The organism is Micromonospora sp. NPDC005254 (assembly GCF_042872525.1).
Lineage (GTDB): Bacteria > Actinomycetota > Actinomycetes > Mycobacteriales > Micromonosporaceae > Micromonospora.
In genome coordinates, this window is the sequence record NZ_JBIAKM010000002.1 from 839,085 (window position 1) to 862,060 (window position 22,976).

Genomic DNA, 22,976 nt, shown 5'->3' on the forward strand with positions numbered 1-22,976 from the left:
TACCTCACCTCTGCTCGCCGGTCTGGACCGCGCCGGAGACGAGGTTCGATTCCCCGTCGACCGCATCGGAAACCGGGCTGCCGTTGTGCTGCCGCAGCGGCACCTCCTTGATGAAGCTCACCGCGATCAGCGCGATCAGCGCGAAGGGAGCGGCGGCCAGGAAGATGTCGCCGGCGCCGTGGCCGTACGCGCTCTCCACCACCGCTCGCAGCGGACCGGGCAGGGTGTGCACGTCAGGCAGGGTGCCGCCGCTGCCGGAGCTGGACGCCCGGATGCCGAGCTGGGACAGCCCGTCGGCGGTGTAGTCCTTGACCTTGTGGGCGAGCACCGCGCCGAGGGCCGAGACGCCGATCGCGCCGCCCAGACTGCGGAAGAACGCCACCACGGAGCTGGCGGCACCCAGCTCGTGCGGGCCGACGGTGTTCTGCACGGCGAGCACGAGGTTCTGCATGGTCAGGCCCAGGCCGACGCCGATCAGCACCATGTAGACGCTGAGCAGGGTGAAACTGGTGTCCGCGCGCAGCGTGCCCATGAGCGCGAAGCCGACGGTGAGCAGCGCCGAGCCGAGCACCAGGAACCGCTTCCAGCGGCCGGTCCTCGTGATGATCCGTCCACCCACCGTCGAGGCGACCAGCAGGCCGAGGATCATCGGCAGGGTCATCAGGCCGGACATGGTCGGGGTCTCGCCCCGGCTGATCTGGAAGTACTGGCCGAGGAAGATCGACGCGCCGAACATGCCCACGCCCACCGCGATGCTGGCGACGACGGCGAGGCTGATCGTGCGGTTGCGGAACAGCCGCGGCGGAATCATCGGCTCGGCGGCCCGGGTCTCCACCCGGATGGCGAGCGCGCCGAGGAGCAGAGCGCCGAGGACCATGGCGACCGACTGCCAGGAGGCCCAGGCGAACTTGTCGCCGGCGAGGGAGACCCAGATCAGCAGCACCGACACGGCCGCGGTGATCAGGGTGGCGCCCCACCAGTCGATCTGCGCCTTGCGCTTGACCACCGGCAGTTTCAGGGTCTTCTGGAGCACGACCAGCGCGGCGATGGCGAACGGCACGCCGACGTAGAAGCACCAGCGCCAGCCGAGCCACGAGGTGTCGACGATCACGCCGCCGATCAGCGGTCCGCCGATGGTGCCGACGGCCATCACGGCGCCGAGGTAGCCGCTGTAGCGGCCCCGCTCGCGCGGCGCGATCATCGTCGCCATGATCACCTGGGCCAGGGCGGTGAGGCCGCCGGCGCCGACGCCCTGGAGCACCCGACACGCGATCAGCTCGCCGGTGCCCTGGGCGGCGCCGGCCAGCACCGACCCGAGGACGTAGATCCCCAGGGCGAGCTGGACCAGCGTCTTCTTGCTGGTCAGGTCGGCGAGTTTGCCCCAGATGGGGGTGGTCGCGGTGGTCGCGAGCAGAGCCGAGGTGACCACCCAGGTGTACGCGGACTGGCCGCCGTGCAGCTCGGTGATGATGCGCGGCAGCGCGTTCGAGACGACCGTGGAGGAGAGGATCGCGACGAACATGCCCAGCAGCAGGCCGGAGAGAGCCTCCAGGATCTGCCGGTGGGTCATGTCGACGGCGGGCGCCCGGGACGCTGTCGCCTGGCTCATCGTTTACTGCCTCCGAGCGGAGTAGAGGTGGTGGGCGGCGGGCCGCACGGCGGGTCCCGCCTGGGAGTTGCCTGAAGCAACCGTACGGTTCGGTTGCCTCAAGCAACAACTGGGCGGACGGTGGCCGCATTCCCACCGTCGGAGGTCATCTCCAGGAATCGTTGAACCGGCCGAGCAGCCGGGCGAACTCCTCGACGTCCCGGGCCGGCCAGTCGTCCAGGGCACGCAGGAACTCGCCCAGGCGGGCGGACCGGGCGACGTCGAACCGGCGCTGGCCCTCCTCGGTGAGGCTGATCTGCGCCGCCCGCCGGTCACTCGGGTCGGGGTCGCGGTGCACCAGACCGAGCGCTTCCAGCCCGTTGATCTGCCGGCTCAGCGTGCCCTTGCCCACGCCGAGCCGCGCCGCCAGCTCGGTCAACCGGATCGATCCACTGCGCCGCAACCAGAGCAGCAGCCCGTACGTGTTCGGTTCGAGGGTCGGGTGCACCTCCCGGGCGATTTCCCACGAAACCGCCCGACCCCGGCGCAGCAACGCCGTCAGCTCGTGCTCGACAGCCCGGATCGGCTCCGGCAGGTGCTCGTCCACGGGCTAGAGAGTACGGCGAGGCCCGGTCAGTCGTCGCCGGACAGGCGGCGGCTCATCACCGGACGTAGTTGCCCGTCGCTCGTGGTGCCCTCGATGGTCACCTCGGCCCGCCGGCCCCGGTGGGTCAGGGTGGCGACGGCATTGCCGAAGTAGGGACCGGCCAGCTTGCGCCAGCGCACCCCCGGGCGTCGGACACCCGCCGAGCGGGCCAGCGCCCGCGTGGCACCCGCCGGCCCGGACGACCAGCCCAGCCGCATCAGCGGACGGATGCCGGCCGGCACCTGGTTGTGGATCGGCGAGCAGGTGAGCTGGTGCACCGGGGTGACCACCGCCGGGTCGGCGAACCGGGCCCGGGCCACGTACGAGTGGTGCACGTCCCCGGAGAGCACGCTGATCGACGCCGGTGGGGCGTACGCCGGCCCGGCGCCGACCCGGGCGCCGGACTGCCCCGGGGTGCCGGTGCCGATCCGGGCGAAGGTCTCGCCGAGCGCCTCGAAGGAGCGCCGGAACGCCGCCCAGTGCTCCAGGTCGAGTGCCCGGCGCAGCTTCTCGGCCCCCCGGGCCACCCACGGCCGGCGCGAGTCGGCCAGCTTCTCGTTCCACGCCTCGATGTGATGGATGCCCTGCGGCAGCAGCCAGGGCAGCGACGCGCCCACCACCAGGTGGTCGTAGACCCCGTGCGCCTGGTCGAGGAACCACGACCACTCACCCGGCGGCAGCATCGCCCGGCTGCCCGGCTCGAGCACCCGGCTGCACCGGTTGTCCAGCATGACCAGCCGGGTGCGCCCCAGGTCGATCGCGTAGCTCCACTGGTACTGCACCGCGCGCCAGCGCTCCGTGTCGTGCGCCAGGTCGGACTCCTGGTCGACCCGGTGCCCGAAATCACGCAGCACGCCGGTGGCGTCCTCCGCGGCGGCGACCTTGGCGAAGACCGGGTCGGCGGCGATCTCGTCCGGGGAGAGGTTGCCCAGGTGCTGGTAGACCCAGTACGAGGCCAGCCCGCTGCCGATCCGTTCGGCCCACCACGGCTGCTCGCGCATCTCGGCACGCCACGCCGCCGAGGTGTTCCAGTCGTCGATGATCTCGTGGTCGTCGAAGATCATCACGCTCGGCACGGTGGAGAGCAGCCAGCGGATCTCCGGATCGCGCCACGACTCCAGATAGAGCTTGGTGTACTCGTCGAAGCTCACCACCTGGTCGGCCGGGGCGCCCTTGGGCCGCCGCCGGCGCCGGCGCAGCAGCCGCCGCACGGTCGGGGAGGTGACGTCGGCGTAGACCTGGTCACCGAGCAGCACCAGCAGGTCGGGCAGCGCGTTCGACTCGGGGTCGGCCATCAACCGGCGGGCGTACGCGTCCAGGGCGTCCGGCGGCAGCTTGCGGGTGGTGGCGTGCTGAGTGGTCTCCCGACAGGAGCCGAAGATCAGGCTGACCGGCTGGTCCCGGTCGTCGGCCGCCCGGGTGCGAATCACGCTGGGCGGAAAGCCGCTGCTCTCCACCGGCCAGACCAGCTCGTCGTCGACAAGCACCTCGTAGGTCGTCGTGCTGTCCGGGGTGAGCCCCTCCACCACGACGAGGGCGTAGTGGTGGTCGTACGCCGAGAAGGTGGGTGCGGTGCCGCGGGCGCCGTCGGCCGTGCGGACGGTGACCACGGCGGGCGCGGCGGTCTCCACCCAGATCGTCGCCCGGGTGTCGACCACTCGCCGCAGAAGTGGGCCGATCAGGAGGTGTGCGGCGGGCATGCGGCGAGCCTACCGCCGGTTCGTGAGGCCGGCCGGGTGCGGTGGCTGGGACGCCGTCGCCGGCATCTGACAGGATTCCGGCATGGCCGAATATCTCGTCCTCGCTCTGGTCCTGCTCGGTGTGCTGATCGCCGGCACAGTCGGGCTGGTCGTGCCGCGTCTGCGGCGGCGGCCCGAGCCCCCGCTTCCGCGCACCGAGGTCGACACCCGCGCCGAGGAGGATCTCGCCGGCCCGCCCGTCGAGGCACCGGAGTCTGATCTGTCCACCGGTGTCCTGGTCGAGCCGCCACCGGTCATCGAGGCGCCCGCCCCGACCGTGGAGGTGCCCGAGCCGACCGCCGGCCGCCTGGTCCGGCTCCGCTCACGGCTGTCGCGTTCGCAGAACGTCTTCGGCAAGGGCCTGCTCGGCCTGCTCGCCCGCGACCACCTCGACGAGGACGTCTGGGAGGAGATCGAGGACAGCCTGATCACCGCCGACGTGGGCGTCGACGCGACCCGCGAGATCGTCGACCGGCTGCGCGAGCGGACCCGGGTGCTGGGCACCCGCTCGCCTGGTGAACTGCGCGCGCTGCTCGCCGCCGAGCTGGTCAACGCCCTCGACCCGAGCATGGACCGCTCGCTGCGGACCGCCCCGAAGGACGGCGTACCGGCGGTGGTGCTGGTCGTCGGCGTCAACGGCGCCGGCAAGACCACCACCTGCGGCAAGATCGCCCGGGTGCTGGTCGCCGACGGCCGTACCGTGCTGCTCGGCGCCGCCGACACCTTCCGGGCCGCCGCCGCCGACCAGTTGCAGACCTGGGGCGAACGGGTCGGTGCGGAGACCGTCCGCGGCCCGGAGGCGGCCGACCCGGCCAGCGTCGCGTTCGACGCGGTCCGCCGGGGTATCGACACCGGCGTGGACACCGTGCTCATCGACACCGCCGGCCGCCTGCAGAACAAGGTCGGTCTGATGGACGAGCTGGGCAAGGTCAAGCGCGTGGTGGAGAAGCAGGGGCCGATCGACGAGACACTGCTCATCCTCGACGCCACGACCGGCCAGAACGGTCTGGAGCAGGCCCGGGTGTTCACCGAGGTCGTCAACGTGACAGGTCTGGTGCTGACCAAGCTCGACGGCACCGCGAAGGGCGGCATCGTGATCGCCGTGCAGCGCAAGCTCGGCATCCCGGTGAAGCTCGTCGGCCTCGGTGAGGGCAAGGACGATCTCGCCCCGTTCGACCCGGCGCAGTTCGTCGACGCGCTGCTGGGCACCGAGCCCGCCGGACGGGACGCGTAGTCTCGGGTGACCACTGACGATCGCGCGTACGCGGGCTGGCGCGACCCCGGCCACCCTTCGCAGCGCCTCGGGAGACCGTACGTGACTTCGCAGGAGATCCCGCTGCACGGCGGCAACGTGAGCACCGTGGTCCGGGTCGGTGACACGGTCCGTCGTAACGCCGGGCCGTGGACCCCTTCCGTGCACGCCCTGCTGCGCCACCTGGAGTACGTCGGGTTCACCGGCGCGCCCCGGGCGCTCGGGATGGACGAGCGCAACCGGGAGGTGCTGTCGTACCTGGAGGGGGAGTGCGGGGAGTACCCGCTCGCCCCGCACTGGGTGACCGACGAGGCGCTGGTCACCGTCGCCACCATGCTGCGGATGTTCCACGACGCGCAGTACGGCTTCGCCCCGCCGCCGGGGGCGGTCTGGCGCTCGTTCGGGCCCCCGCCACCGGACACCGAGGTGATCTGCCACCACGACGCCGCGCCGCACAACGTGATCTGGCGGCCGGACGGCACGCTCGGGCTGATCGACTTCGACCTCGCCTCGCCCGGCGCCCGGATCTACGACGTGGCGTACGCCGCGTGGACGTGGGTGCCGATCTTCGCCGACCGGGACTCGATCACGCTGGGCTGGAAGCATCCGGACCGGCCGCGGCGGCTGCGCCTCTTCGCCGACGCGTACGGGCTGATCCCGCGGGACCGGCACCGGCTGATCCGCACCATCCGCAAGCGGATCGTGGACCACGTCGAGGGCATCCGCCGGATGGCCGCCGCCGGTGAGCCGGCGTTCGTCCGGATCGTGCACAAGGGGCACCTGCGGCGGCCGATGCGCGACCTGCGGCTGCTCGACTACGAGCGGCACGCCCTGGAGAACGCCCTCCGCTGAGCGCCGACCGGTCGGTTCCGGAAGGCGGTCGGTCGATGGCTCCACCCGGTCAGCCATCGACGTCCGCCGTCCGGGCGATCAACCCCTGTCCATGCCGCCTGGTGTGCGGACTTCGTGACACGTACGAAACAACCCGTCACGAAACGGAAACCCGCACGGGACCCTGGGTGAAACAGCCGGCCGCGAGGCTTCCGCGCAACCGGCCTACGGGCGACGCTGCCCCGGAAAGCCGCGAAGGAGGACTTCACCTTTAGGAGGCCAGCGTGCCTGAAGCACCGACGATCGACGGCGCCAATACCACGTGGCTGCTGGTTTCGACCGCGCTCGTGCTGCTCATGACCCCCGGACTGGCGCTGTTCTACGGCGGCCTCAACCGGGCCAAGGGCGTACTCAACATGATGATGATGAGCTTCTCGGCCATCGGGCTCATCTCTGTTCTGTGGTGGTTCTACGGCTTCAGCGTCGCCTTCGGGACCGACGTGAACGGCTTCTGGGGTGACCCGGGCGCGTACCTCGGCACCAAGACGTTCCTCGCCGAGACCGACCTGTGGGGCGCCACGGCGGAGAACCCCAGCGGCATCGGGATTCCGCTCTACGTGTTCATGGCGTTCCAGATGGTCTTCGCGGTGATCACCGTCGCGCTGATCAGCGGCGCCATCGCCGACCGGGCCAAGTTCGCCGGCTGGCTGCTGTTCGCCTTCGGCTGGGCCACCCTGGTCTACTTCCCGGTCGCCCACATGGTGTGGGGCGGCGGCATCATCGGCGCTGACATCCACGCACTGGACTTCGCCGGTGGCACCGCGGTGCACATCAACGCCGGTGCGGCGGCCCTGGCCGTGGCGCTGGTGCTCGGCAAGCGGCTCGGCTGGCCCCGCGAGGGCATGAAGCCGCACAACATCCCGCTGGTCGCGCTCGGCGCCGGTCTGCTGTGGTTCGGGTGGTTCGGGTTCAACGCCGGCTCGGAACTGACCGTCGACTCGGTCGCCGGTCTCGCTTTCATCAACACCCAGCTCGCCACCGCGGCCGCGGTGCTCGGCTGGATCGCGGTCGAGTGGGTCAAGGACCGCAAGCCGACCATGGTCGGCGCGTCGTCCGGCGCGGTCGCCGGCCTGGTCGCGATCACCCCGGCCTGTGGTTTCATCGCACCCTGGGCGTCCGTCCTGCTCGGCATCGTCGCCGGGGTCGTGTGCGCGCTCGCGGTAAGCCTCAAGTACCGGCTCGGCTACGACGACTCCCTCGACGTGGTCGGCGTGCACTTCGTCGGTGGCTGGATCGGCTCGCTCTGGCTCGGCCTGTTCGCCACCAACTCGGTCAACGCCGCGATCAGCGACGTGGTGGGCGCCTCCGACGGCCTGTTCTACGGCGGCGGCGCGACCCAGCTCGGTCGGCAGGCCCTCGCCGGCCTGATCGTCACCGCCTGGTCGTTCGGCATCGCCTGGGTGCTCGCCTTCGTCATCGAGAAGACGATCGGCTTCCGCGTCCAGGGTGAGGCCGAGGTCGAGGGCATCGACATCGCCGAGCACGCCGAGAGCAGCTACGACCTGTCCCCGGCCGGCGGCGGCACGGGCAGCGCGTTCGCGATGGCCGGCATCGGCACCCCTGGTGGCGGAGCGCCGAGCGGTGCCACGCCGGAGGCGGAGTCCACCGAGCCGGTCAGCGCCAAGGTCGCCGGTTAACGTTCCTGGGATGGAGGGGTTGGACATGAAGCTGGTGACCGCGGTCATCAAGCCGTACCAGCTGGACGCGGTGAAGGAGGCTCTGCACGCCCTGGGCGTGGCCGGGCTGACCGTCAGCGAGGTTCAGGGGTACGGACGGCAGAAGGGGCACACCGAGGTCTACCGGGGTGCCGAGTACACGGTCGAGTTCCTGCCCAAGATCCGGGTCGAGGTGCTCACCGACGAGATCGACGTGGAAAAGATCGTGGACGCCATCGTCGGCGCCGCCCGCACGGGCAAGATCGGCGACGGCAAGGTGTGGGTCACCGGTGTCGAGGAGGTCGTCCGGGTGCGTACCGGCGAGCGCGGCCTCGACGCCCTCTGATCCGGGCCACGACGACATGACCTCGTTGATCAAGAAGAACGCGTCAGGGCACGCCGGTGACGGCGACGCGAACCTCTTGATCAACGAGGTCGTCGGCGTACCTGGGGGGATCGGGGAGGCCGCCCGCCGGGCCCGGGCGGCCGCGTACGACGAGTTTCTGCGCGGGTTGCTGCCGGCGCGCGACGGGGTCGCCCTGATAGCCGTCGGGGGGTTGGGGCGGCGGCAGTGTGCCCCCTACGGCGACCTCGACCTGGTGCTGCTGCACGCCGGGGTGCCCGGCACGGACGAGTTGGCGGCCTCGGTCTGGTACCCGATCTGGGACGCCGGCCTGCGCCTGGACCACTCGGTGCGGACCGTCTCCGAGGCCCTCTCGGTGGCCCAGGACGACGTCAAGGTCGCCCTCGGGCTGCTCGACGCGCGCCTGGTGGTCGGCGACCAGGCGCTCGCCGACGCCCTGATCCGCACCGCCGCCGATCACTGGCGGCGTACCGCCGTCCGCCATCTGCCGGGCCTGCGGGAGGTCACCGTCGCCCGCTGGCAGGCGCACGGCGAGCTGGCCTTCCTCCTCGAAGGCGACCTGAAGGAGGCCGCCGGCGGGCTACGCGACGTCGGGCTGCTGCGCGCCATCTCCGCAGCCGGGATCACCGACGCGCTGCGCCCCGCCGTCCGCGCCGCCCACCTGCGCCTGCTGGACACCCGCGACGCCCTGCACCAGCAGGTCGGTCGCCGGGTCGACCGGCTGGTCGCTCAGGAACGCGAGGGCGTCGCCGCGCTGCTCGGGGTGGAGGACGGCGACGCCCTCCTGCGTCGGGTGGCCGGGGACGCACGCACGGTCAGCCACGCCCTCGACGACGCCTTCCGCGCCGCCGACCGGCTGCGCTCCGGCCGCTCCCGGAGCGGGAACGGCGGTCCCGTCCGCCGGCCCGTGGCCCGGGACGTGGTCGAGCACGACGGGGAGCTGGTGCTGGCCCGGACGGCGATCGGCGCGCGCCCCGACCCGAGCCTGTCGCTGCGGGTGGCCGCCGCCGCGGCCACGACCCGGCTGCCGATCGCGCGGGCCACCTGCGAGTGGCTGGCGGCGTACTGCCCCCCGCTGCCCGCGCCCTGGCCGGCCGAGGCCCGGGCCGCGCTGACCACGCTGCTGGGCGCCGGTCCCGGCCTGGTGCCGGCCTGGGAGACCTGCGACCGGTACGGGCTGGTGGACGGCTGGCTGCCCGAGTGGACCAGACTGCGCAGCCTGCCCCAGCACAACCCGGTGCACCGCTACACCCTGGACCGGCACCTCGTGCAGGCCGCCCACGAGGCCAGCCGGCACGCCCGCGAGGTGGACCGCCCCGACCTGCTGCTGCTCGGCGCCCTGCTGCACGACATCGGCAAGGGCCTGCCCGGTGACCACAGCACCGTCGGCGTGCCGCTCGCCGAGACGGTGGCGACCCGGGTCGGGCTGCCCGGCCCGGAGGTCGAGCTGATCGGCACGCTGGTCCGGCTGCACCTGCTCCTGCCCGACGTGGCCACCCGCCGGGACCTCGCCGACCCGGTCACCATCGCGTCGGTCGCCGAGGCGGTGGGGGACACCGGCACACTCGACCTGCTGCACGCGCTGGTCCGTGCGGACGCCGCGGCCACCGGCCCGGCCGCCTGGTCGGACTGGAAGGGACGACTGGTCGCCGAGCTGGTCGCCCGCGTCCGTACCGCCCTGGACACCGGCGTGCTGCCCGAGCCACCCGCGCCCGATCCGGCGCTGCTGGCCGGGCCGCTGCCGGTCGTCCATCTCACCGGGGACCGGGTGGCGGTGGCCGCCGCCGACCGGCGGGGACTGCTCGCCACGGTGGCCGGCTGCCTGGCCCTGCACCGCCTGGAGGTGCTCTCCGCGGACGCCTCCGTGGTCGATGGCCGGGCCCTTGTCGAGTGCCGGGTGCAACCCCGCTACGGCCTGCCGGCCGACCCGGTCCCGCTGCGCGCCGACCTCCGTCGCGCGGTCGCCGGCGACGTGTCCGTCACCCAACGGCTGCGCGGCCGTGCGCTCGCCGCCCGGGGCAGCGGTGCCGCTCCCCGGGTCGTCTGGCACCGCGAGGCCGCCACCGACGCCGTGCTGCTCGAACTTCGCGCCGCCGACGCCGCCGGGCTGCTCTACCGGGTCGCCTGCGCGCTCGACGAGGCGGGAGCCCTGGTCCGCGCCGCGCGCATCTCCACCCTCGGCGCCGACGTGGTCGACGCCTTCTACCTGGTGGGTGGCTGGCCGGACGACGCCACCCGGGCCCGCCTGGAGGCCGCCGTCCTCGCCGCCGTCTGAGTGGGTGGGTACGTCCCGGGGCGTAGCGGCGGTGCCGCTCGTGGACGCACGTCAGGGGGCGTCGGCGCGGGCAGAATGACGGCCATGCGATGGAACGGGCGGCGGGCGTGGCCGGGCGCGGTGGGTGACGCCGTGCTCGCCCTGGCGCTGCTCGGGTTCGGGCAGCTCGCCACCGGGCTCGCGGGGGTCAACCAGCCGGGGTCGACGCCGGTGGACGGGTTCTGCCGGGTGCTCATGGCGGTCGCCGCGCTGGCCCTGGTCGGCCGCCGCTACGCCCCGGTGAGCACCCTCGTCGTGGTCACCGTGGCCACCACGACGTACCTGGTGCTCGGCTATCCGTACGGGCCGATTCTGCTCACCTTCCTGATCGCGGTGTACACCGTGGCCGTGCGGCTGCCGGTGCGCCCGGCGGCACTCGCCACCGCCGGCGCGTTCGTGGTGCTGCTGGCGCACGTCTTCTGGTCCCGGGGGCCGGCGCCGGGCTGGGCCGGAGTGCTCCCCGCGTCGGCCTGGGCGGTCGTACCCTTCGCTGCGGGCGTGGTCGTGCGGGTCAACCGCGAGGCCGCCGCCCGCAGCCGCGCCGAGCAGGCCCGCGATCGTGTCGAGCAGGCCCGGCGGCAGGCCGACGAGGAGCGGCTGCGCATCGCTCAGGAGGTGCACGACGTGGTGGGGCACGGGCTGGCCGCGATCAGCATGCAGGCGGAGATCGCCCTCCATCTGCTGCCGAAACGGCCGGAGCAGGCGGAGGTCGCGCTGACCGCGATCGGTCGCACCAGTCGGGAGGCGCTGGACGAACTCCGGGTCACGCTGGGCGCGGTGCGCCGGGGCGCGGAGCGCGAACCGGTGCCGGGACTGGCCCGGCTCCCGGCGCTGTGCGAACGGTTGGCCGGTGCCGGTCTCGCCGTCGACCTGCGCCGTGACGGCGACCCTCGGGAGTTGCCGGCGGCGGTGGACCTGGCCGCGTACCGGGTGGTGCAGGAGGCGCTGACCAACGTGCTGCGGCACGCCGGGGTGACCAGCGCGGAGGTGACCGTCGGCTACCGGGCCGACGAGGTGACCGTCGAGGTCACCGACCGGGGCGTCGGCGCCGCCGCCGGCCCGTTCGACGCGGCCGACGGCCAGACCGGAGGGCACGGTCTGGCCGGTATGCGGGAGCGGGTGGCCGCGCTGGGCGGGCGGCTGACCATCGGACCGCGCCCGGACGGCGGATTCCGCGTCTGGGCCCGGCTGCCCGTGGAGCCGCCCGCGTGATCCGGGTGCTGATCGCCGACGACCAGGATCTGGTCCGCCTCGGGCTGCGCGCGCTGGTGGAGAGCGAGGACGACCTGGCGCTCGCCGGCGAGGCGGCCGACGGGCTGCGGGCGGTGGAGCTGGCCCGCCAGGTTCGGCCGGACGTGGTGCTGATGGACATCCGGATGCCCGGCATCGACGGGATCGAGGCGACCCGCCGGATCGTCGCCGACCCCGAGCTGACCGGCACGCGGGTGGTGGTGCTCACCACCTTCGAGCTGGACGAGTACGTCTTCGACGCGCTGCGGCACGGCGCGAGCGGGTTCCTCACCAAGGACACCCGGCCGCCGGAGCTGCTGCGCGCCATCCGGCTGGTCGCCGAGGGAGAGGCGCTGCTGTCCCCGTCGGTGACCCGGCGGGTGGTGCGGGAGTTCGCCACCCGGCCGTCGAGGGCACCCCGTCCGCACCCGCGGCTGGACACCCTCACCGACCGGGAGCGCCAGGTCGTCGGCCTGGTCGGTGAGGGCCTGAACAACGAGGAGATCGCCGCCCGGTTGGTGGTCAGCCCGGCGACCGCTCGGACCCACGTCAGCCGGGCGATGGGCAAGCTGGGAGCCCGGGATCGGGCCCAGCTCGTCGTCTTCGCGTACCAGTCGGGTCTGGTGTCGGGGTGAGGCCCGGGAAGCGGGCCGGGCCGGGCGGAAGCAACCCCGCGGCTGGGCGGTTACCCTAGCGGTGGCCGGACTCCGCAGTGCCGGCCGCGTTGTGCCCGCCGGAACACTGACAAACGGGATGTTCGTGTGTTTGACACCTTGAGTGACCGCCTGTCCGGGATCTTCACCAAGCTCCGCGGCAAGGGGCGGCTCACCGACGCCGACATCGACGCCACCGCGCGCGAGATCCGCCTCGCGCTGCTGGAGGCGGACGTCGCGCTGCCGGTGGTCAAGGGCTTCATCGCGGCCGTCAAGGAGCGCGCCCGCAGCGCCGAGGTCTCCCAGGCGCTCAACCCGGCCCAGCAGATCATCAAGATCGTCAACGAAGAGCTGATCAAGGTGCTCGGCGGCGAGGGCCGACGGCTCCAGTTCGCCAAGCAGCCGCCCACGGTGATCATGCTGGCCGGCCTCCAGGGCTCCGGTAAGACCACCCTCGCCGGCAAGCTGGCCCGCTGGCTCAAGGCCCAGGGGCACCAGCCGCTGCTGGTCGCCGCCGACCTCCAGCGCCCCAACGCCGTCGGGCAGCTCCAGGTGCTCGGTGGCCGGGCCGGCGTCGAGGTGTACGCCCCGGAGCCCGGCAACGGCACCGGTGACCCGGTGCAGGTGGCCCGCGCCTCGATCGAGCACGCGAAGCGCGCGGCCCGCGACATCGTCATCGTCGACACCGCCGGCCGCCTCGGCATCGACGCCGAGATGATGCAGCAGGCCGCCGACATCCGCGACGCCGTCTCGCCGGACGAGGTCATCTTCGTCATCGACGCGATGGTCGGTCAGGACGCCGTCCGCACCGCCGAGGCGTTCCGCGACGGCGTCGGCATCACCGGCGTGGTGCTCTCCAAGCTCGACGGCGACGCCCGTGGTGGCGCCGCGCTCTCCGTGCGCGAGGTGACCGGGCAGCCGATCCTGTTCGCGTCCACCGGCGAGAAGCTGGAGGACTTCGACGTCTTCCACCCCGACCGGATGGCCAGCCGGATCCTCGGCATGGGCGACGTCCTCACTCTGATCGAGCAGGCCGAGCAGGCCTTCGACTCGGATCAGAAGGAGAAGATGACCGCCAAGCTGATGGGCGGCGAGCAGTTCACCCTGGACGACTTCCTCGACCAGCTCATCGCGGTGCGGCGGATGGGCCCGATCGCCAACGTGCTGGCCATGATGCCGGGCATGGGGCAGATGAAGGACCAGCTCGCCGAGCTGGACGACAGTCACTTCGACCGGGTCACCGCGATCATCCGGTCGATGACCCCGGGCGAGCGCACCAACCCGAAGATCATCAACGGTTCCCGCCGGGCGCGCATCGCCAACGGCTCCGGGGTCACCGTGATGGACGTCAACCAGCTGCTCAACCGCTTCGCCGACGCGCAGAAGATGATGAAGCAGATGGGCGGCATGATGGGCCTGCCCGGCGGTGGCCGGCGCAAGGCGACGAAGTCCCCGAAGAACAAGCGCAAGGGCACCAAGGGTGGCGGTCGTCCGCGTACGGGCGCCGGCATGCCGGCCGGCTTCCCGGGTGGCATGCCGCAGCTCCCGCCGGGGATGGACCCGAACGACCTCGCGGGTGGCCAGGGCCTGCCGCCCGGCTTCAAGCTCCCGAAGATCGACTTCAACAAGCTCGGCAAGGGTGGCGACAAGGGCCCGCGCTGACGCGTGTCGGTGACGGCGGGCGACGTTTCCGGCGCTTAGGGTGACGTCGCCCCTTGGAAGGAGATGTCATGACCGCTGCCCCGATCCTGCCCGAACGGCACGAGTGGACGGTCGACGACCTCGGTGATCTGCCGAAGGACCTTCCGTACGAACTGATCAACGGAAGGTTGATCGTGCCGTCCCCCACGCCGCTGCACCAGTTCATCTGCGGTCGAGTCATGTTCGCCCTGGAACTCGCCTGCCCGGACGACTTCTTCGTCAGCATGGACCAGTCGCTCTCGATCGACCGCCGCAACGAGCCACGGCCGGACGTGGTGGTCATCCGCGTCGAGCAGGCCAACAGGTCACCCGTGCCGGTGCAGGACGCTCTCCTCGCGGTCGAGGTGATCTCGCCCGATTCCACTATTCGTGATCGGCACGAGAAGGTGTGCATCTACGCCAATGCAGGCGTCGCCGCATACTGGGTGATCGACCCGTTGCGGGAGAAGGTCACCTTCACCGAACTGCTGCTCAGCCCCAAGGGCGGCTACGAGCCCAGCGTGGAGACCGATGGCCTCGTCACGATCGACCGCCCGTGGAAGGTGACACTGGACCTGCCGGCGTGGACGCGCCGCCGACAGGAGGTCCTCGAACGGGCAAAGAGGTGATCGGGTAGGACTGTGCGCATGGCTCTTCATGTGCGCGGCGTGCTGCTCCCCGACGACGAGGTCCGGGATCTCTGGCTGGTCGGCGACCGGGTGACCTTCACCCCGGTGCCCGGGGCGGAGACGGTCGTCGACGGCGGGTTCGTCCTTCCGGGGCTGGTCGACGCGCACTGCCACATCGGCATCGCCCGCGGTGGCGCCCCGATCACCTCCCTCGACCAGGCCCGCGAGTTGGCCCGCGTGGACCGGGACGCCGGTGTGCTGGCGATCCGTGACGCGGGTTCGCCGTACCCGTACCCCGAACTCGACGACGAACCGGACCTGCCGCGACTGGCCCGCGCCGGCCGGCACGTCGCGCCTCCGAAGCGCTACCTGCGTGACATCGGCGTCGAGGTCGGCGCGGCCGAGGTGGCGGCGACGGTGGCCGCGCAGGCCCGAGCCGGCAACGGCTGGGTGAAGCTGGTCGGTGACTGGATCGACCGGGGCGTGGGCGATCTCGCGCCAGCCTGGGACGCCGACACCCTCACCGCCGCCGTCCGGGCCGCGCACGACGCCGGGGTACGCGCCGCGGTGCACACCTTCTCTGAGTCGGCCGTCGAGATCATGGTGCGGGCCGGGGTGGACTCGGTGGAGCACGGCACCGGGCTGAGCCTCGACCTGATCGACGAGATGGCCCGCCAGGGCACCGCGCTGGTCCCCACAATGATCAACATCGCCACCTTCGGGGGCATCGCCGAGCAGGCGCGGGGCAAATTCCCCGGCTACGCCGAGCACATGCTCGCGCTGCGCGACCGTTTCCCGGAGGTGGTGCGGGCCGCGCACGAGGCGGGCGTGCCGATCTACGTGGGCACCGACGCCGGTGGTGGCATCGACCACGGGCTGGCCGCCGAGGAGATGCTGCTGCTGCACGAGCGCGCCGGCCTGGCGCCGATCGACGTGCTCGCCGCCGCGTCCTGGGGCGCCCGCGAATGGCTCGGCTTCCCCGGCCTGGTCGAGGGCGGCCTCGCCGACCTGACCGTCTACCCCGAGGACCCCCGCCACGACCTACGCGTCGTTCGTGCTCCGTCCCGCACGATCCTGCGCGGCCGAGTTCTCCGCTGACCCCACGCCGCGCCGCGCCGGGCCGCGTCACGCTGGGCCGCGTCGGGCGGTGCCGGGCCGCGTCACGCCGTGCCGGGCGGCGTCACGCCGTGCCGGGCCGTGTGCCCCGCCCACCGCAAGATCGTGCTGGATCCAGGAAGTAGGGGCCTCGGCGTCGTGGGGATGCCACTACAACCAGGATCGAGCACGATCTTGCCGGGCGGAGAGGTCGACGAGGGAAGATCCGCGCAACTTCCCTGATATTGCTGCCTCACGTTCGCCGGAGGCAGCAACATCACCGATGTTGTGCGGATCTTGGCGCGTGGCGCGGGGGCGTCGGGGGCGTCGGGGGTGCGTGGGCGCGACGACGCGTCGACGCGACGGTGCGGCACGTGGAGGGGCCAGATGCGGCGCGCGACGGACGGCGCGGCGCGGGGCGCTGGGACGCGGGGTGGGAGGGTCAGCGGGGCGGGCGGGTGGCGGCGGCGGTGAAGAGGTGCACGGCCAGGTCGGCCAGGGCCGTGGCGGTCTGGTCGATCGGGGAGCGGGGGAGCACGATGTGGCTCACCACCAGGCGGACGATCGTGTCGGCGGCGAAGGCCAACGCTTCCTGGTCCGCTCCCGGCAGGTGGTCGCCGGCCCACTCGATCAGCGCGCCGGACGCCTCGGTGAGGACCACCTCGGCCCGGGTGGTGAGGTACGGGAGCAGCTCGTCCGAGCCGCCCCGGGCGCTGGTGAGGATGGCCTTGACCAGCGGGTTGTCGGCCGCCGTGGCGAGGGTGTGGGCGATCGCGGCGTACGCGCCGGCCCGTACGTCGGCGCCGTGCGCGAGCAACGCCTCTCGGACGTCGCCGACGAACCGGTCCACCTCGCGCCGGGCGAGCGCCTCGGCGAGGCCCGCCTTGCTGCCGAACTCGTTGTAGACGGTCTGCCGACTGACCCCCGCCGTGGTGGCCACGCCACCCATGCGGACCGCGTCCCAGCCGGCGGCGATGGTCCGTGCGCGCGCGGCGTCCACGATCGTGTCCCGCAGTCGCTGGCGTGGTGAGTCGGTCGTCGCAGTCATGGTGGTCGAATTCTACGGTCCCCCCGCCGACCCGCCCAGCACCCGCCGCGGGCCCCGCCCAGCGCGCGCCGCCGACCTGTCCGGCGCGCGCCGTCGACCCGACCGGCATCCGCCGTGGGCTCCGCTCAGCGCCTGCCCAGCGCATGTCGCCGGACCGGCCGGTGCCGGGCCCTGCCGCCGCGCGGAGGGCACGTCGCGCGGCGCGGCGCCTCCCGGGCGCGGCGGGGCCCCGCGTGGCGCATAGGATGTGCGGTCATGGCACGCGTGCTCACTCCCCGTGCGGAGGACTTCCCCCGCTGGTACCAGGACCTGATCGCCAAGGCGAAGCTGGCCGACAACGGCCCGGTCCGCGGCACCATGGTCATCCGCCCGGCCGGCTACGCCATCTGGGAGCGGATGCAGGCCGAGATGGACGCCCGGATCAAGGCGGCCGGCGCGGAGAACGCGTACTTCCCGCTGTTCATCCCGGAGAGCTACCTGAAGCGCGAGGCCCAGCACGTCGAGGGCTTCTCGCCGGAGCTGGCGGTCGTCACCCACGGTGGCGGCAAGCAGCTCGCCGAGCCGGTGGTGGTGCGCCCCACCAGCGAGACGGTGATCGGCGAGTTCATGGCCAAGTGGATCGACTCGTACCGGGACCTGCCGCTGCTGCTCAACCAGTGGGCCAACGTGGTCCGGTGGGAGCTGCGCCCGCGGATCTTCCTGCGGACCAGCGAGTTCCTCTGGCAGGAGGGGCACACCGCGCACGCCACCCGCGAGGATGCCCGCGCCTACGCGCGGCGGATCCTGCACGAGGCGTACGAGGATCTGATGGTCAACGTGCTCGGCATTCCGGTGGTGGTGGGCCTGAAGACGGCCCGTGAGCGCTTCGCCGGGGCCACCGCCACGTACACCTGCGAAGGCATGATGGGTGACGGCAAGGCGTTGCAGTTGGGCACCAGCCACGAGCTGGGCCAGAACTTCGCCAAGGCGTTCGACATCAGCTACTCCGCCAAGGAGGGCGGTCGCGAGCACGCCTGGACGACCTCCTGGGGCACGTCGACCCGGATGCTCGGCGGGCTGATCATGGCGCACGGCGACGACAACGGCCTGCGGGTGCCGCCGAGGCTGGCGCCCATCCAGGCGTACATCATGATCGTCAAGGCCGGCGAGGGCGTCGCCGAGGCGGCGGCCAAGCTGCGCGACGGCCTGCGCGACGCCGGTGTCCGGGTCGCGCTCGACGACCGGACCGACACCGCGTTCGGCCGCCGGGCCGTCGACGCCGAGCTGCGTGGCTATCCGGTACGCGTCGAGGTCGGCCCTCGCGACCTGGCCGTCGGCAACGCGACGGTGGTCCGCCGTACCGACGGGTCGAAGTCCCCGACGCCGGTGGCCGACGTGGTCGGCGCGGTGCTGGCGGCGCTGGAGGCCGATCAGCAGGCGCTGCACGACCAGGCCTTCGCGCACCGCGAGTCGCGCACCGTCGAGGTGTCGACGCTTGCCGAGGCGATCGAGGCGGCGGCCACCGGCTGGGCCAAGGTGCCGTGGTCGGCGGTCGGCGTGGCCGGCGAGGCCGAGGCGAACGGCCAGGGCGTGACGGTGCGTTGTCTGCTGCGCGCCGACGGCTCGGTGCCGGACTCGGAGGACGAGCCCGACCTGGTCGCCATCCTCGCTCGCGCCTACTGAGGTGACTGTCGACCGCTTCGAGCCGGGTCGGCTGATCCTGCACCGAAACGTGCGGCGGGGGCGGATCGGGTGGGTCCGGCCGGCGCGGGTCGTCCTCGACGACGAGCGAGGGCTGCTGCTCTGGATCGCGAAGGGCTCGCCGGTGGCCCACGAGGTGAACGCGGTCGGCCTGACCATGCGAGGGCTGCCGTTCGCCGACTGGATCACGCCGACCTACCAGCTCGCACAGGTGCGCTGGAACGGACCACCGCTGCTGAAGTTCCTGCCCACCGGCGCGGCGCACTCCGTCTGGTGGTTCCGCGACGCGGCGGGCCGGTTCAGCCACTGGTACGTCAATCTGGAGGAGCCCGGCGTGCGCTGGGACGACGGGGCGGTGGCCGGCGTCGACGTGATCGACCAGGATCTCGACGTGCTGGTGGCCGCGGACCGCACCTGGCAGTGGAAGGACGAGGACGAGTTCGTCGAGCGTCTCGCCTTCGGTGAGGACTACTGGGTGACCGACGAGAAGGCGGTCCGCGCCGAGGGGGAGCGGGTGATCGCGCTCGCCGAGGCGGGTGAGTTCCCGTTCGACGGCACCTGGTGCGACTTCGCACCGCCGCCAGACTGGGACGTACCGGACGAACTTCCGCCCGGGTGGGACCGCCCACCGGTGCGGTGAGAGGTGTTCCGGGTCACCGGTGACGCGGTGTCCGGGTCCGATGCGTGCGATCGGCATCGGATCTGGCAGAATGGGTCGCTGGTATCCGGCGCGCGTTCGGCGCCCTCTAACCCGGGCGCGTTGCCAGTCCACCGAGTAGTCTCCGGCCCAACCCCACGGGTCCGGTCGGCGCTCACCCATGCACACCGCCCCGTACGGGCCGGTGAGATCGCAACAGGAGCGAAACAACTGTGGCCGTAAAGATCCGGCTCCTGCGGATGGGCAAGATCCGCAACCCGCAGTACCGCATCGTCATCGCCGACTCGCGCACCAAGCGTGACGGTCGGGCGATCGAGTTCGTCGGGGTTTACCAGCCCAAGGAAGACCCCTCGATCATCGAGGTCAAGTCGGAGCGGGTCCAGTACTGGCTGTCCGTCGGCGCCCAGCCGAGCGAGGCGGTGCAGCGGCTGCTGGAGCTGACCGGTGACTGGCAGAAGTACAAGGGCCTGCCGGCCCCGCCGCCGCTGAAGGTCAAGGCCGAACAGGTCGACCGCAGGGCCGCGTACGAGGCTGAGGCGAAGGCCGCCGCCGGGCTGGCCCCGGAGACCCCGGCCAAGCCGGCCAAGAAGGCCGCGAAGGCCGCCGAGGCTCCGAAGGCTGAGGCGCCCGCCGAGGCCCCGCAGGCTGAGGCTCCGGCCGAGGCGCCGAAGACCGAGGCTCCGGCCGAGGCTCCGGCTGCCACCGCCGACGCCGGTGAGCAGGCCTGACATGCCTCTGCGTCCGGCGTTGGAGCACCTGGTCAAGGGCATCGTCGATCACCCGGATGACGTCCGGGTGCGGATGGTCGATTCCCGTCGGGGCAAGCGGCTGGAAGTCCGCGTGCACCCCGAGGACCTCGGCACGGTGATCGGGCGGTCCGGCCGGACCGCCAAGGCGCTGCGCCAGGTGATCGGCTCCATCGGCGGGCGCGGCGTACGCGTCGACATCGTCGACTCGTACTGATGCAGCTCGTCGTCGGAAGGATCGGCAAGCCGCACGGCGTCCGCGGTGAGGTCACCGTGGAAGTGCGGACCGACGAGCCCGAAGCACGGTTCGCCCCCGGTGCAGTGCTGCGCACTGAGCCGGGGGCGACGCCCCCTTCAGCCGCCGATGAGCCGGGCGTGCCGTTCCGGGTTCCCGCGAAGCTGACCATCGAGGAAGCCCGCTTCCACCAGGGCCGGGTGCTGATCGCGTTCGAGGGCATCCTGGACCGCAACACCGCCGAGGCGCTGCGCGGGACGCTGCTCGTGGTGGACAGCGCCGACGTGGAGCCTCCGGAGGATCCGGAGGAGTTCCACGATCACCAGCTGGTCGGGCTGGCCGTGGTCACCCCGACCGGTGAGCAGCTGGGTGAGGTGGCCCGCATCGACCACGCGCCGTCGTCCGACCTGCTGGTGCTGCGGCGCCCCGAGGGACGTACCGCGCTGATCCCGTTCGTCCGGGCGATCGTTCCGGAGGTCGACCTGGCCGGTGGGCGTGTGATCGTCGACCCGCCGGCCGGACTGCTCGATCTTTAGGACCACCCCCATGCGTGTCGACGTCGTGTCGATCTTTCCGGAGTACTTCGCCCCGCTGGACCTGTCGCTGATCGGACGGGCGCGGGCCAACGGCGTACTCCAGCTCGCCGTGCACGACCTGCGGACCTGGACCCACGACGTGCACCGCACGGTCGACGACACCCCCTACGGCGGCGGCCCGGGCATGGTGATGAAGCCCGAGCCGTGGGGTGCGGCGCTGGACGCGCTCGCCCCGGCCGAGGCCCCGCCGCCCCGGCTGCTCGTGCCGTCGCCGGCCGGCGTGCCGTTCACCCAGGCCATGGCGCACGAGCTGGCCGCCGAGCCGCACCTGCTCTTCGCGTGCGGCCGGTACGAGGGGATCGACCAGCGGGTCCTGGCGCACGCCGCCACCCGGATGCCGGTCACCGAGGTGTCGCTCGGCGACTACGTCCTCTTCGGCGGCGAGGTCGCGGTGCTGGTGATCCTGGAGGCGGTCACCCGACTGCTGCCCGGGGTGCTGGGCAACGCCGGCTCGCTGGACGAGGAGTCGCACGCGCATGGGCTGCTGGAGGCCCCGATCTACACGAAGCCTCCGAGCTGGCGCGGGCACGACGTTCCGGAGGTGCTCCGCTCCGGCGACCACGGCAAGATCGCGCGCTGGCGGCGCGAGGAGGGGCTGCTGCGGACCGCGTCCCAGCGCCCGGACCTGCTGGCCGCGCTGCCGCCCGAGCGGCTCGACAAACGGGACATCGCGGCGCTGGAGCGGGCCGGATTTCGGCCACCGCCGGGGGATGTGGCAAAGTAGGGGGGTTGCCGCATCCGTCCGCGCCCGCGGGCGGCTGCGAGGATCCCCGACCGGGGTCGGCCCGCCGACCACCACCCGGGAATCAGAATCACCCACCCGCGCACCGAGTGACGGTGCGCCGTGAGCCTTACGAGGACGCAGCGATGAACATCCTGGACGCCCTTGACGCCCAGTCGAAGCGGACCGACCTTCCCGACTTCCGTGCCGGTGACACCGTCAAGGTGCACGCGCGGGTCGTCGAGGGCAACCGGTCCCGTGTCCAGATCTTCCAGGGCGTCGTGATCCGCCGCCAGGGTGACGGTCTGCGCGAGACCTTCTCGGTCCGCAAGGTCAGCTTCGGTGTCGGCGTCGAGCGGACCTACCCGCTCAACGGTCCGGGCATCGACCGGATCGAGATCGTGACCCGCGGTGACGTGCGTCGCGCCAAGCTCTACTTCCTGCGCGAGCTGCGCGGCAAGAAGGCCAAGATCAAGGAGAAGCGGGAGAAGCAGCCCAGCTGACTTCCCGCTCGCCACGCCGCCTGAGCTGCGCGTATGCCGTACCGACCAGACCGCACTACCCTGGTCGTACGGGCGCAGCCAGGCGGCGGCCCCGCCTTCGTGGCGGGCAGCTGTCCACTACCGCCCGTGGAGCCTCGACGAGGCTCCCGGGCGGTGGTGTTTCTGCGGACCGGGGAGTGGCGTGGTGCAGACGCTTGACGAGGACGGCACCGTCGATCCGTGGCGCCGGCGGGTGCGCCGCGGCCGCCGGCAGATGCCCCTCTGGCAGGAGCTTCCACTGCTGCTGGTGGTCGCGTTCTGCCTCGCGGTGCTGATCCGCACATTCCTGCTCCAGGCGTTCTTCATCCCGTCCGGTTCGATGGAGGACACCCTTCTGATCGGCGACCGGGTGCTGGTCAACAAGGTCGTCTACGACGTCCGTGACCCGGTGCGCGGCGAGGTGGTGGTGTTCCGGGGCACCGACCGTTGGGCGCCGCAGGTCGACGAACAGCCGCAGCCCGGGTTCGCCGGCAAGGTCGCCCGCACCGTCGGGGACCTGGTCGGGGTGAGCCGCCCCGGCGAGAAGGACTTCATCAAACGGGTGATCGGCCTGCCCGGTGACCGGGTCAAGTGCTGCGACTCCCAGGGTCGGGTCACCGTGAACGGAACCCCGCTCGACGAACCGTACGTGCTGCGCGACTCCCCGCTGGATCTGCCACCGAATCCGCAGGAGTGCCGCTCCCGACGCTTCGACGAGGTGGTCGTACCCCCGGGTCAGATCTTCGTGATGGGCGACCACCGGGAGGTCTCCCAGGACGCGCGCTGCCAGGGGCCGGTGCCGATCGACAACGTGGTCGGCCGGGCGTTCATGGTGGTCTGGCCGTCGTCGCGCTGGGCCGCGCTGTCGGTGCCCTCGACCTTCGACGACGTGGCCGCGCCGGCTGCCGCCTCCTCCGGGGCGCCCCCGGTCCGTCCGTCCCCGCAGGGCGGTGTGCTGCTGATTTTCCCGTTGATGGCCGCGCTGAGGGGTTCCCGCGCGTTCCGGACGGTGCCGTCCGGCCCGGCAACGTAGGC

Annotated in this window: 22 protein-coding genes; 18 read left to right on the top strand and 4 right to left on the bottom strand. The window is 72.4% G+C overall.

Annotation, left to right across the window (positions count from 1 at the left end; all coding sequences use genetic code 11):
- Positions 1-4 precede the first annotated feature (4 nt).
- The 3 genes from ACFYPR_RS09500 to ACFYPR_RS09510 all read right to left on the bottom strand — a co-directional run bounded on the left by ACFYPR_RS09500 (position 5) and on the right by ACFYPR_RS09510 (position 3,934).
- Positions 5-1,609: an MDR family MFS transporter gene (locus tag ACFYPR_RS09500; protein WP_355067835.1), complete on the bottom strand. Its 1,605-nt coding sequence runs from the start codon at positions 1,607-1,609 to the stop codon at positions 5-7.
- A 145-nt stretch (positions 1,610-1,754) separates the two neighbouring features.
- A complete protein-coding gene (locus ACFYPR_RS09505) occupies positions 1,755-2,195 on the bottom strand; it encodes a MarR family transcriptional regulator (RefSeq protein WP_354856417.1) in 441 nt (146 codons plus the stop codon).
- Positions 2,196-2,221: 26 nt separating this feature from the next.
- A complete protein-coding gene (locus ACFYPR_RS09510) occupies positions 2,222-3,934 on the bottom strand; it encodes an alkaline phosphatase D family protein (protein WP_387179187.1) in 1,713 nt (570 codons plus the stop codon).
- 82 nt (positions 3,935-4,016) lie between these two features.
- On the opposite strand from ACFYPR_RS09510, the gene ftsY reads away from it, so the two are divergent.
- From ftsY to ACFYPR_RS09560, 10 genes are all read left to right on the top strand, one after another.
- The gene (gene ftsY, locus ACFYPR_RS09515) at positions 4,017-5,207 is read left to right on the top strand and encodes a signal recognition particle-docking protein FtsY (RefSeq protein ID WP_355067839.1); all 1,191 of its coding nucleotides are present in this window, start codon (positions 4,017-4,019) and stop codon (positions 5,205-5,207) included.
- Positions 5,208-5,213: 6 nt separating this feature from the next.
- Positions 5,214-6,077, top strand: coding sequence for an aminoglycoside phosphotransferase family protein (locus ACFYPR_RS09520; RefSeq protein ID WP_234590129.1), 864 nt, complete (start codon positions 5,214-5,216; stop codon positions 6,075-6,077).
- A 263-nt stretch (positions 6,078-6,340) separates the two neighbouring features.
- Positions 6,341-7,753, top strand: a complete 1,413-nt coding sequence (locus tag ACFYPR_RS09525; RefSeq protein ID WP_354856412.1) for an ammonium transporter — start codon at positions 6,341-6,343, stop codon at positions 7,751-7,753.
- Between the two features lie 25 nt (positions 7,754-7,778).
- Positions 7,779-8,117: a P-II family nitrogen regulator gene (locus ACFYPR_RS09530; protein WP_007456507.1), complete on the top strand. Its 339-nt coding sequence runs from the start codon at positions 7,779-7,781 to the stop codon at positions 8,115-8,117.
- A 16-nt stretch (positions 8,118-8,133) separates the two neighbouring features.
- Entirely contained in the window at positions 8,134-10,410 is a 2,277-nt protein-coding gene (locus ACFYPR_RS09535) for a [protein-PII] uridylyltransferase (protein ID WP_355133357.1), read from the top strand.
- Positions 10,411-10,494: 84 nt separating this feature from the next.
- Positions 10,495-11,661: a sensor histidine kinase gene (locus ACFYPR_RS09540; protein WP_355067842.1), complete on the top strand. Its 1,167-nt coding sequence runs from the start codon at positions 10,495-10,497 to the stop codon at positions 11,659-11,661.
- Positions 11,658-12,314, top strand: a complete 657-nt coding sequence (locus ACFYPR_RS09545) for a response regulator transcription factor (RefSeq protein ID WP_234590136.1) — start codon at positions 11,658-11,660, stop codon at positions 12,312-12,314. The genes ACFYPR_RS09540 and ACFYPR_RS09545 overlap by 4 nt, the downstream gene beginning before the upstream one ends.
- Positions 12,315-12,440: 126 nt before the next feature.
- The gene (ffh, locus tag ACFYPR_RS09550) at positions 12,441-13,994 is read left to right on the top strand and encodes a signal recognition particle protein (protein ID WP_354856405.1); all 1,554 of its coding nucleotides are present in this window, start codon (positions 12,441-12,443) and stop codon (positions 13,992-13,994) included.
- 68 nt (positions 13,995-14,062) lie between these two features.
- Positions 14,063-14,641: a Uma2 family endonuclease gene (locus ACFYPR_RS09555; RefSeq protein WP_387259324.1), complete on the top strand. Its 579-nt coding sequence runs from the start codon at positions 14,063-14,065 to the stop codon at positions 14,639-14,641.
- A gap of 18 nt (positions 14,642-14,659) precedes the next feature.
- Entirely contained in the window at positions 14,660-15,739 is a 1,080-nt protein-coding gene (locus ACFYPR_RS09560) for an amidohydrolase family protein (RefSeq protein WP_387259327.1), read from the top strand.
- Between the two features lie 439 nt (positions 15,740-16,178).
- Here the strand turns inward: ACFYPR_RS09560 and ACFYPR_RS09565 are convergent, their stop codons facing one another.
- Positions 16,179-16,784 (bottom strand): TetR family transcriptional regulator, encoded by a 606-nt coding sequence (locus ACFYPR_RS09565; protein WP_363941517.1) that lies wholly within the window; start codon positions 16,782-16,784, stop codon positions 16,179-16,181.
- A 255-nt stretch (positions 16,785-17,039) separates the two neighbouring features.
- On the opposite strand from ACFYPR_RS09565, the gene proS reads away from it, so the two are divergent.
- The 8 genes from proS (at position 17,040) to lepB (ending at position 22,974) form a co-directional block, all read left to right on the top strand.
- Complete coding sequence (gene proS, locus ACFYPR_RS09570) at positions 17,040-18,446, top strand: proline--tRNA ligase (RefSeq protein ID WP_387259329.1); 1,407 nt, start codon at positions 17,040-17,042, stop codon at positions 18,444-18,446.
- 1 nt (position 18,447) lies between these two features.
- Entirely contained in the window at positions 18,448-19,104 is a 657-nt protein-coding gene (locus tag ACFYPR_RS09575; RefSeq protein WP_354856397.1) for a DUF402 domain-containing protein, read from the top strand.
- A gap of 230 nt (positions 19,105-19,334) precedes the next feature.
- On the top strand, positions 19,335-19,850 hold the full coding sequence (rpsP, locus tag ACFYPR_RS09580; protein WP_354856395.1) for a 30S ribosomal protein S16: 516 nt from the start codon (positions 19,335-19,337) through the stop codon (positions 19,848-19,850).
- 1 nt (position 19,851) lies between these two features.
- A complete protein-coding gene (locus ACFYPR_RS09585) occupies positions 19,852-20,085 on the top strand; it encodes an RNA-binding protein (protein ID WP_013284588.1) in 234 nt (77 codons plus the stop codon).
- Positions 20,085-20,639, top strand: coding sequence for a ribosome maturation factor RimM (gene rimM / locus ACFYPR_RS09590; protein WP_354856392.1), 555 nt, complete (start codon positions 20,085-20,087; stop codon positions 20,637-20,639). The genes ACFYPR_RS09585 and rimM overlap by 1 nt, the downstream gene beginning before the upstream one ends.
- A gap of 10 nt (positions 20,640-20,649) precedes the next feature.
- Entirely contained in the window at positions 20,650-21,423 is a 774-nt protein-coding gene (trmD, locus tag ACFYPR_RS09595) for a tRNA (guanosine(37)-N1)-methyltransferase TrmD (RefSeq protein WP_355067856.1), read from the top strand.
- A 143-nt stretch (positions 21,424-21,566) separates the two neighbouring features.
- Positions 21,567-21,923 (top strand): 50S ribosomal protein L19, encoded by a 357-nt coding sequence (gene rplS / locus ACFYPR_RS09600; protein WP_354856388.1) that lies wholly within the window; start codon positions 21,567-21,569, stop codon positions 21,921-21,923.
- Between the two features lie 181 nt (positions 21,924-22,104).
- Positions 22,105-22,974 carry a signal peptidase I gene (lepB, locus tag ACFYPR_RS09605; RefSeq protein WP_354856386.1) on the top strand — a complete coding sequence of 290 codons (870 nt, stop codon included), beginning with the start codon at positions 22,105-22,107 and terminating at the stop codon, positions 22,972-22,974.
- Positions 22,975-22,976 lie beyond the last annotated feature (2 nt).

Coding starts and splice junctions, on each gene's coding strand:
- ACFYPR_RS09500 (WP_355067835.1), bottom strand. CDS start 1,609: ATGAGCCAGGCGACAGCGTCCCGGGCGCCCGCCGTCGACATGACCCAC.
- ACFYPR_RS09510 (WP_387179187.1), bottom strand. CDS start 3,934: ATGCCCGCCGCACACCTCCTGATCGGCCCACTTCTGCGGCGAGTGGTC.
- ftsY (WP_355067839.1), top strand. CDS start 4,017: ATGGCCGAATATCTCGTCCTCGCTCTGGTCCTGCTCGGTGTGCTGATC.
- ACFYPR_RS09530 (WP_007456507.1), top strand. CDS start 7,779: ATGAAGCTGGTGACCGCGGTCATCAAGCCGTACCAGCTGGACGCGGTG.
- ACFYPR_RS09535 (WP_355133357.1), top strand. CDS start 8,134: ATGACCTCGTTGATCAAGAAGAACGCGTCAGGGCACGCCGGTGACGGC.
- ACFYPR_RS09540 (WP_355067842.1), top strand. CDS start 10,495: ATGCGATGGAACGGGCGGCGGGCGTGGCCGGGCGCGGTGGGTGACGCC.
- ACFYPR_RS09555 (WP_387259324.1), top strand. CDS start 14,063: ATGACCGCTGCCCCGATCCTGCCCGAACGGCACGAGTGGACGGTCGAC.
- ACFYPR_RS09560 (WP_387259327.1), top strand. CDS start 14,660: ATGGCTCTTCATGTGCGCGGCGTGCTGCTCCCCGACGACGAGGTCCGG.
- ACFYPR_RS09565 (WP_363941517.1), bottom strand. CDS start 16,784: ATGACTGCGACGACCGACTCACCACGCCAGCGACTGCGGGACACGATC.
- proS (WP_387259329.1), top strand. CDS start 17,040: ATGGCACGCGTGCTCACTCCCCGTGCGGAGGACTTCCCCCGCTGGTAC.
- ACFYPR_RS09585 (WP_013284588.1), top strand. CDS start 19,852: ATGCCTCTGCGTCCGGCGTTGGAGCACCTGGTCAAGGGCATCGTCGAT.
- rimM (WP_354856392.1), top strand. CDS start 20,085: ATGCAGCTCGTCGTCGGAAGGATCGGCAAGCCGCACGGCGTCCGCGGT.
- trmD (WP_355067856.1), top strand. CDS start 20,650: ATGCGTGTCGACGTCGTGTCGATCTTTCCGGAGTACTTCGCCCCGCTG.
- rplS (WP_354856388.1), top strand. CDS start 21,567: ATGAACATCCTGGACGCCCTTGACGCCCAGTCGAAGCGGACCGACCTT.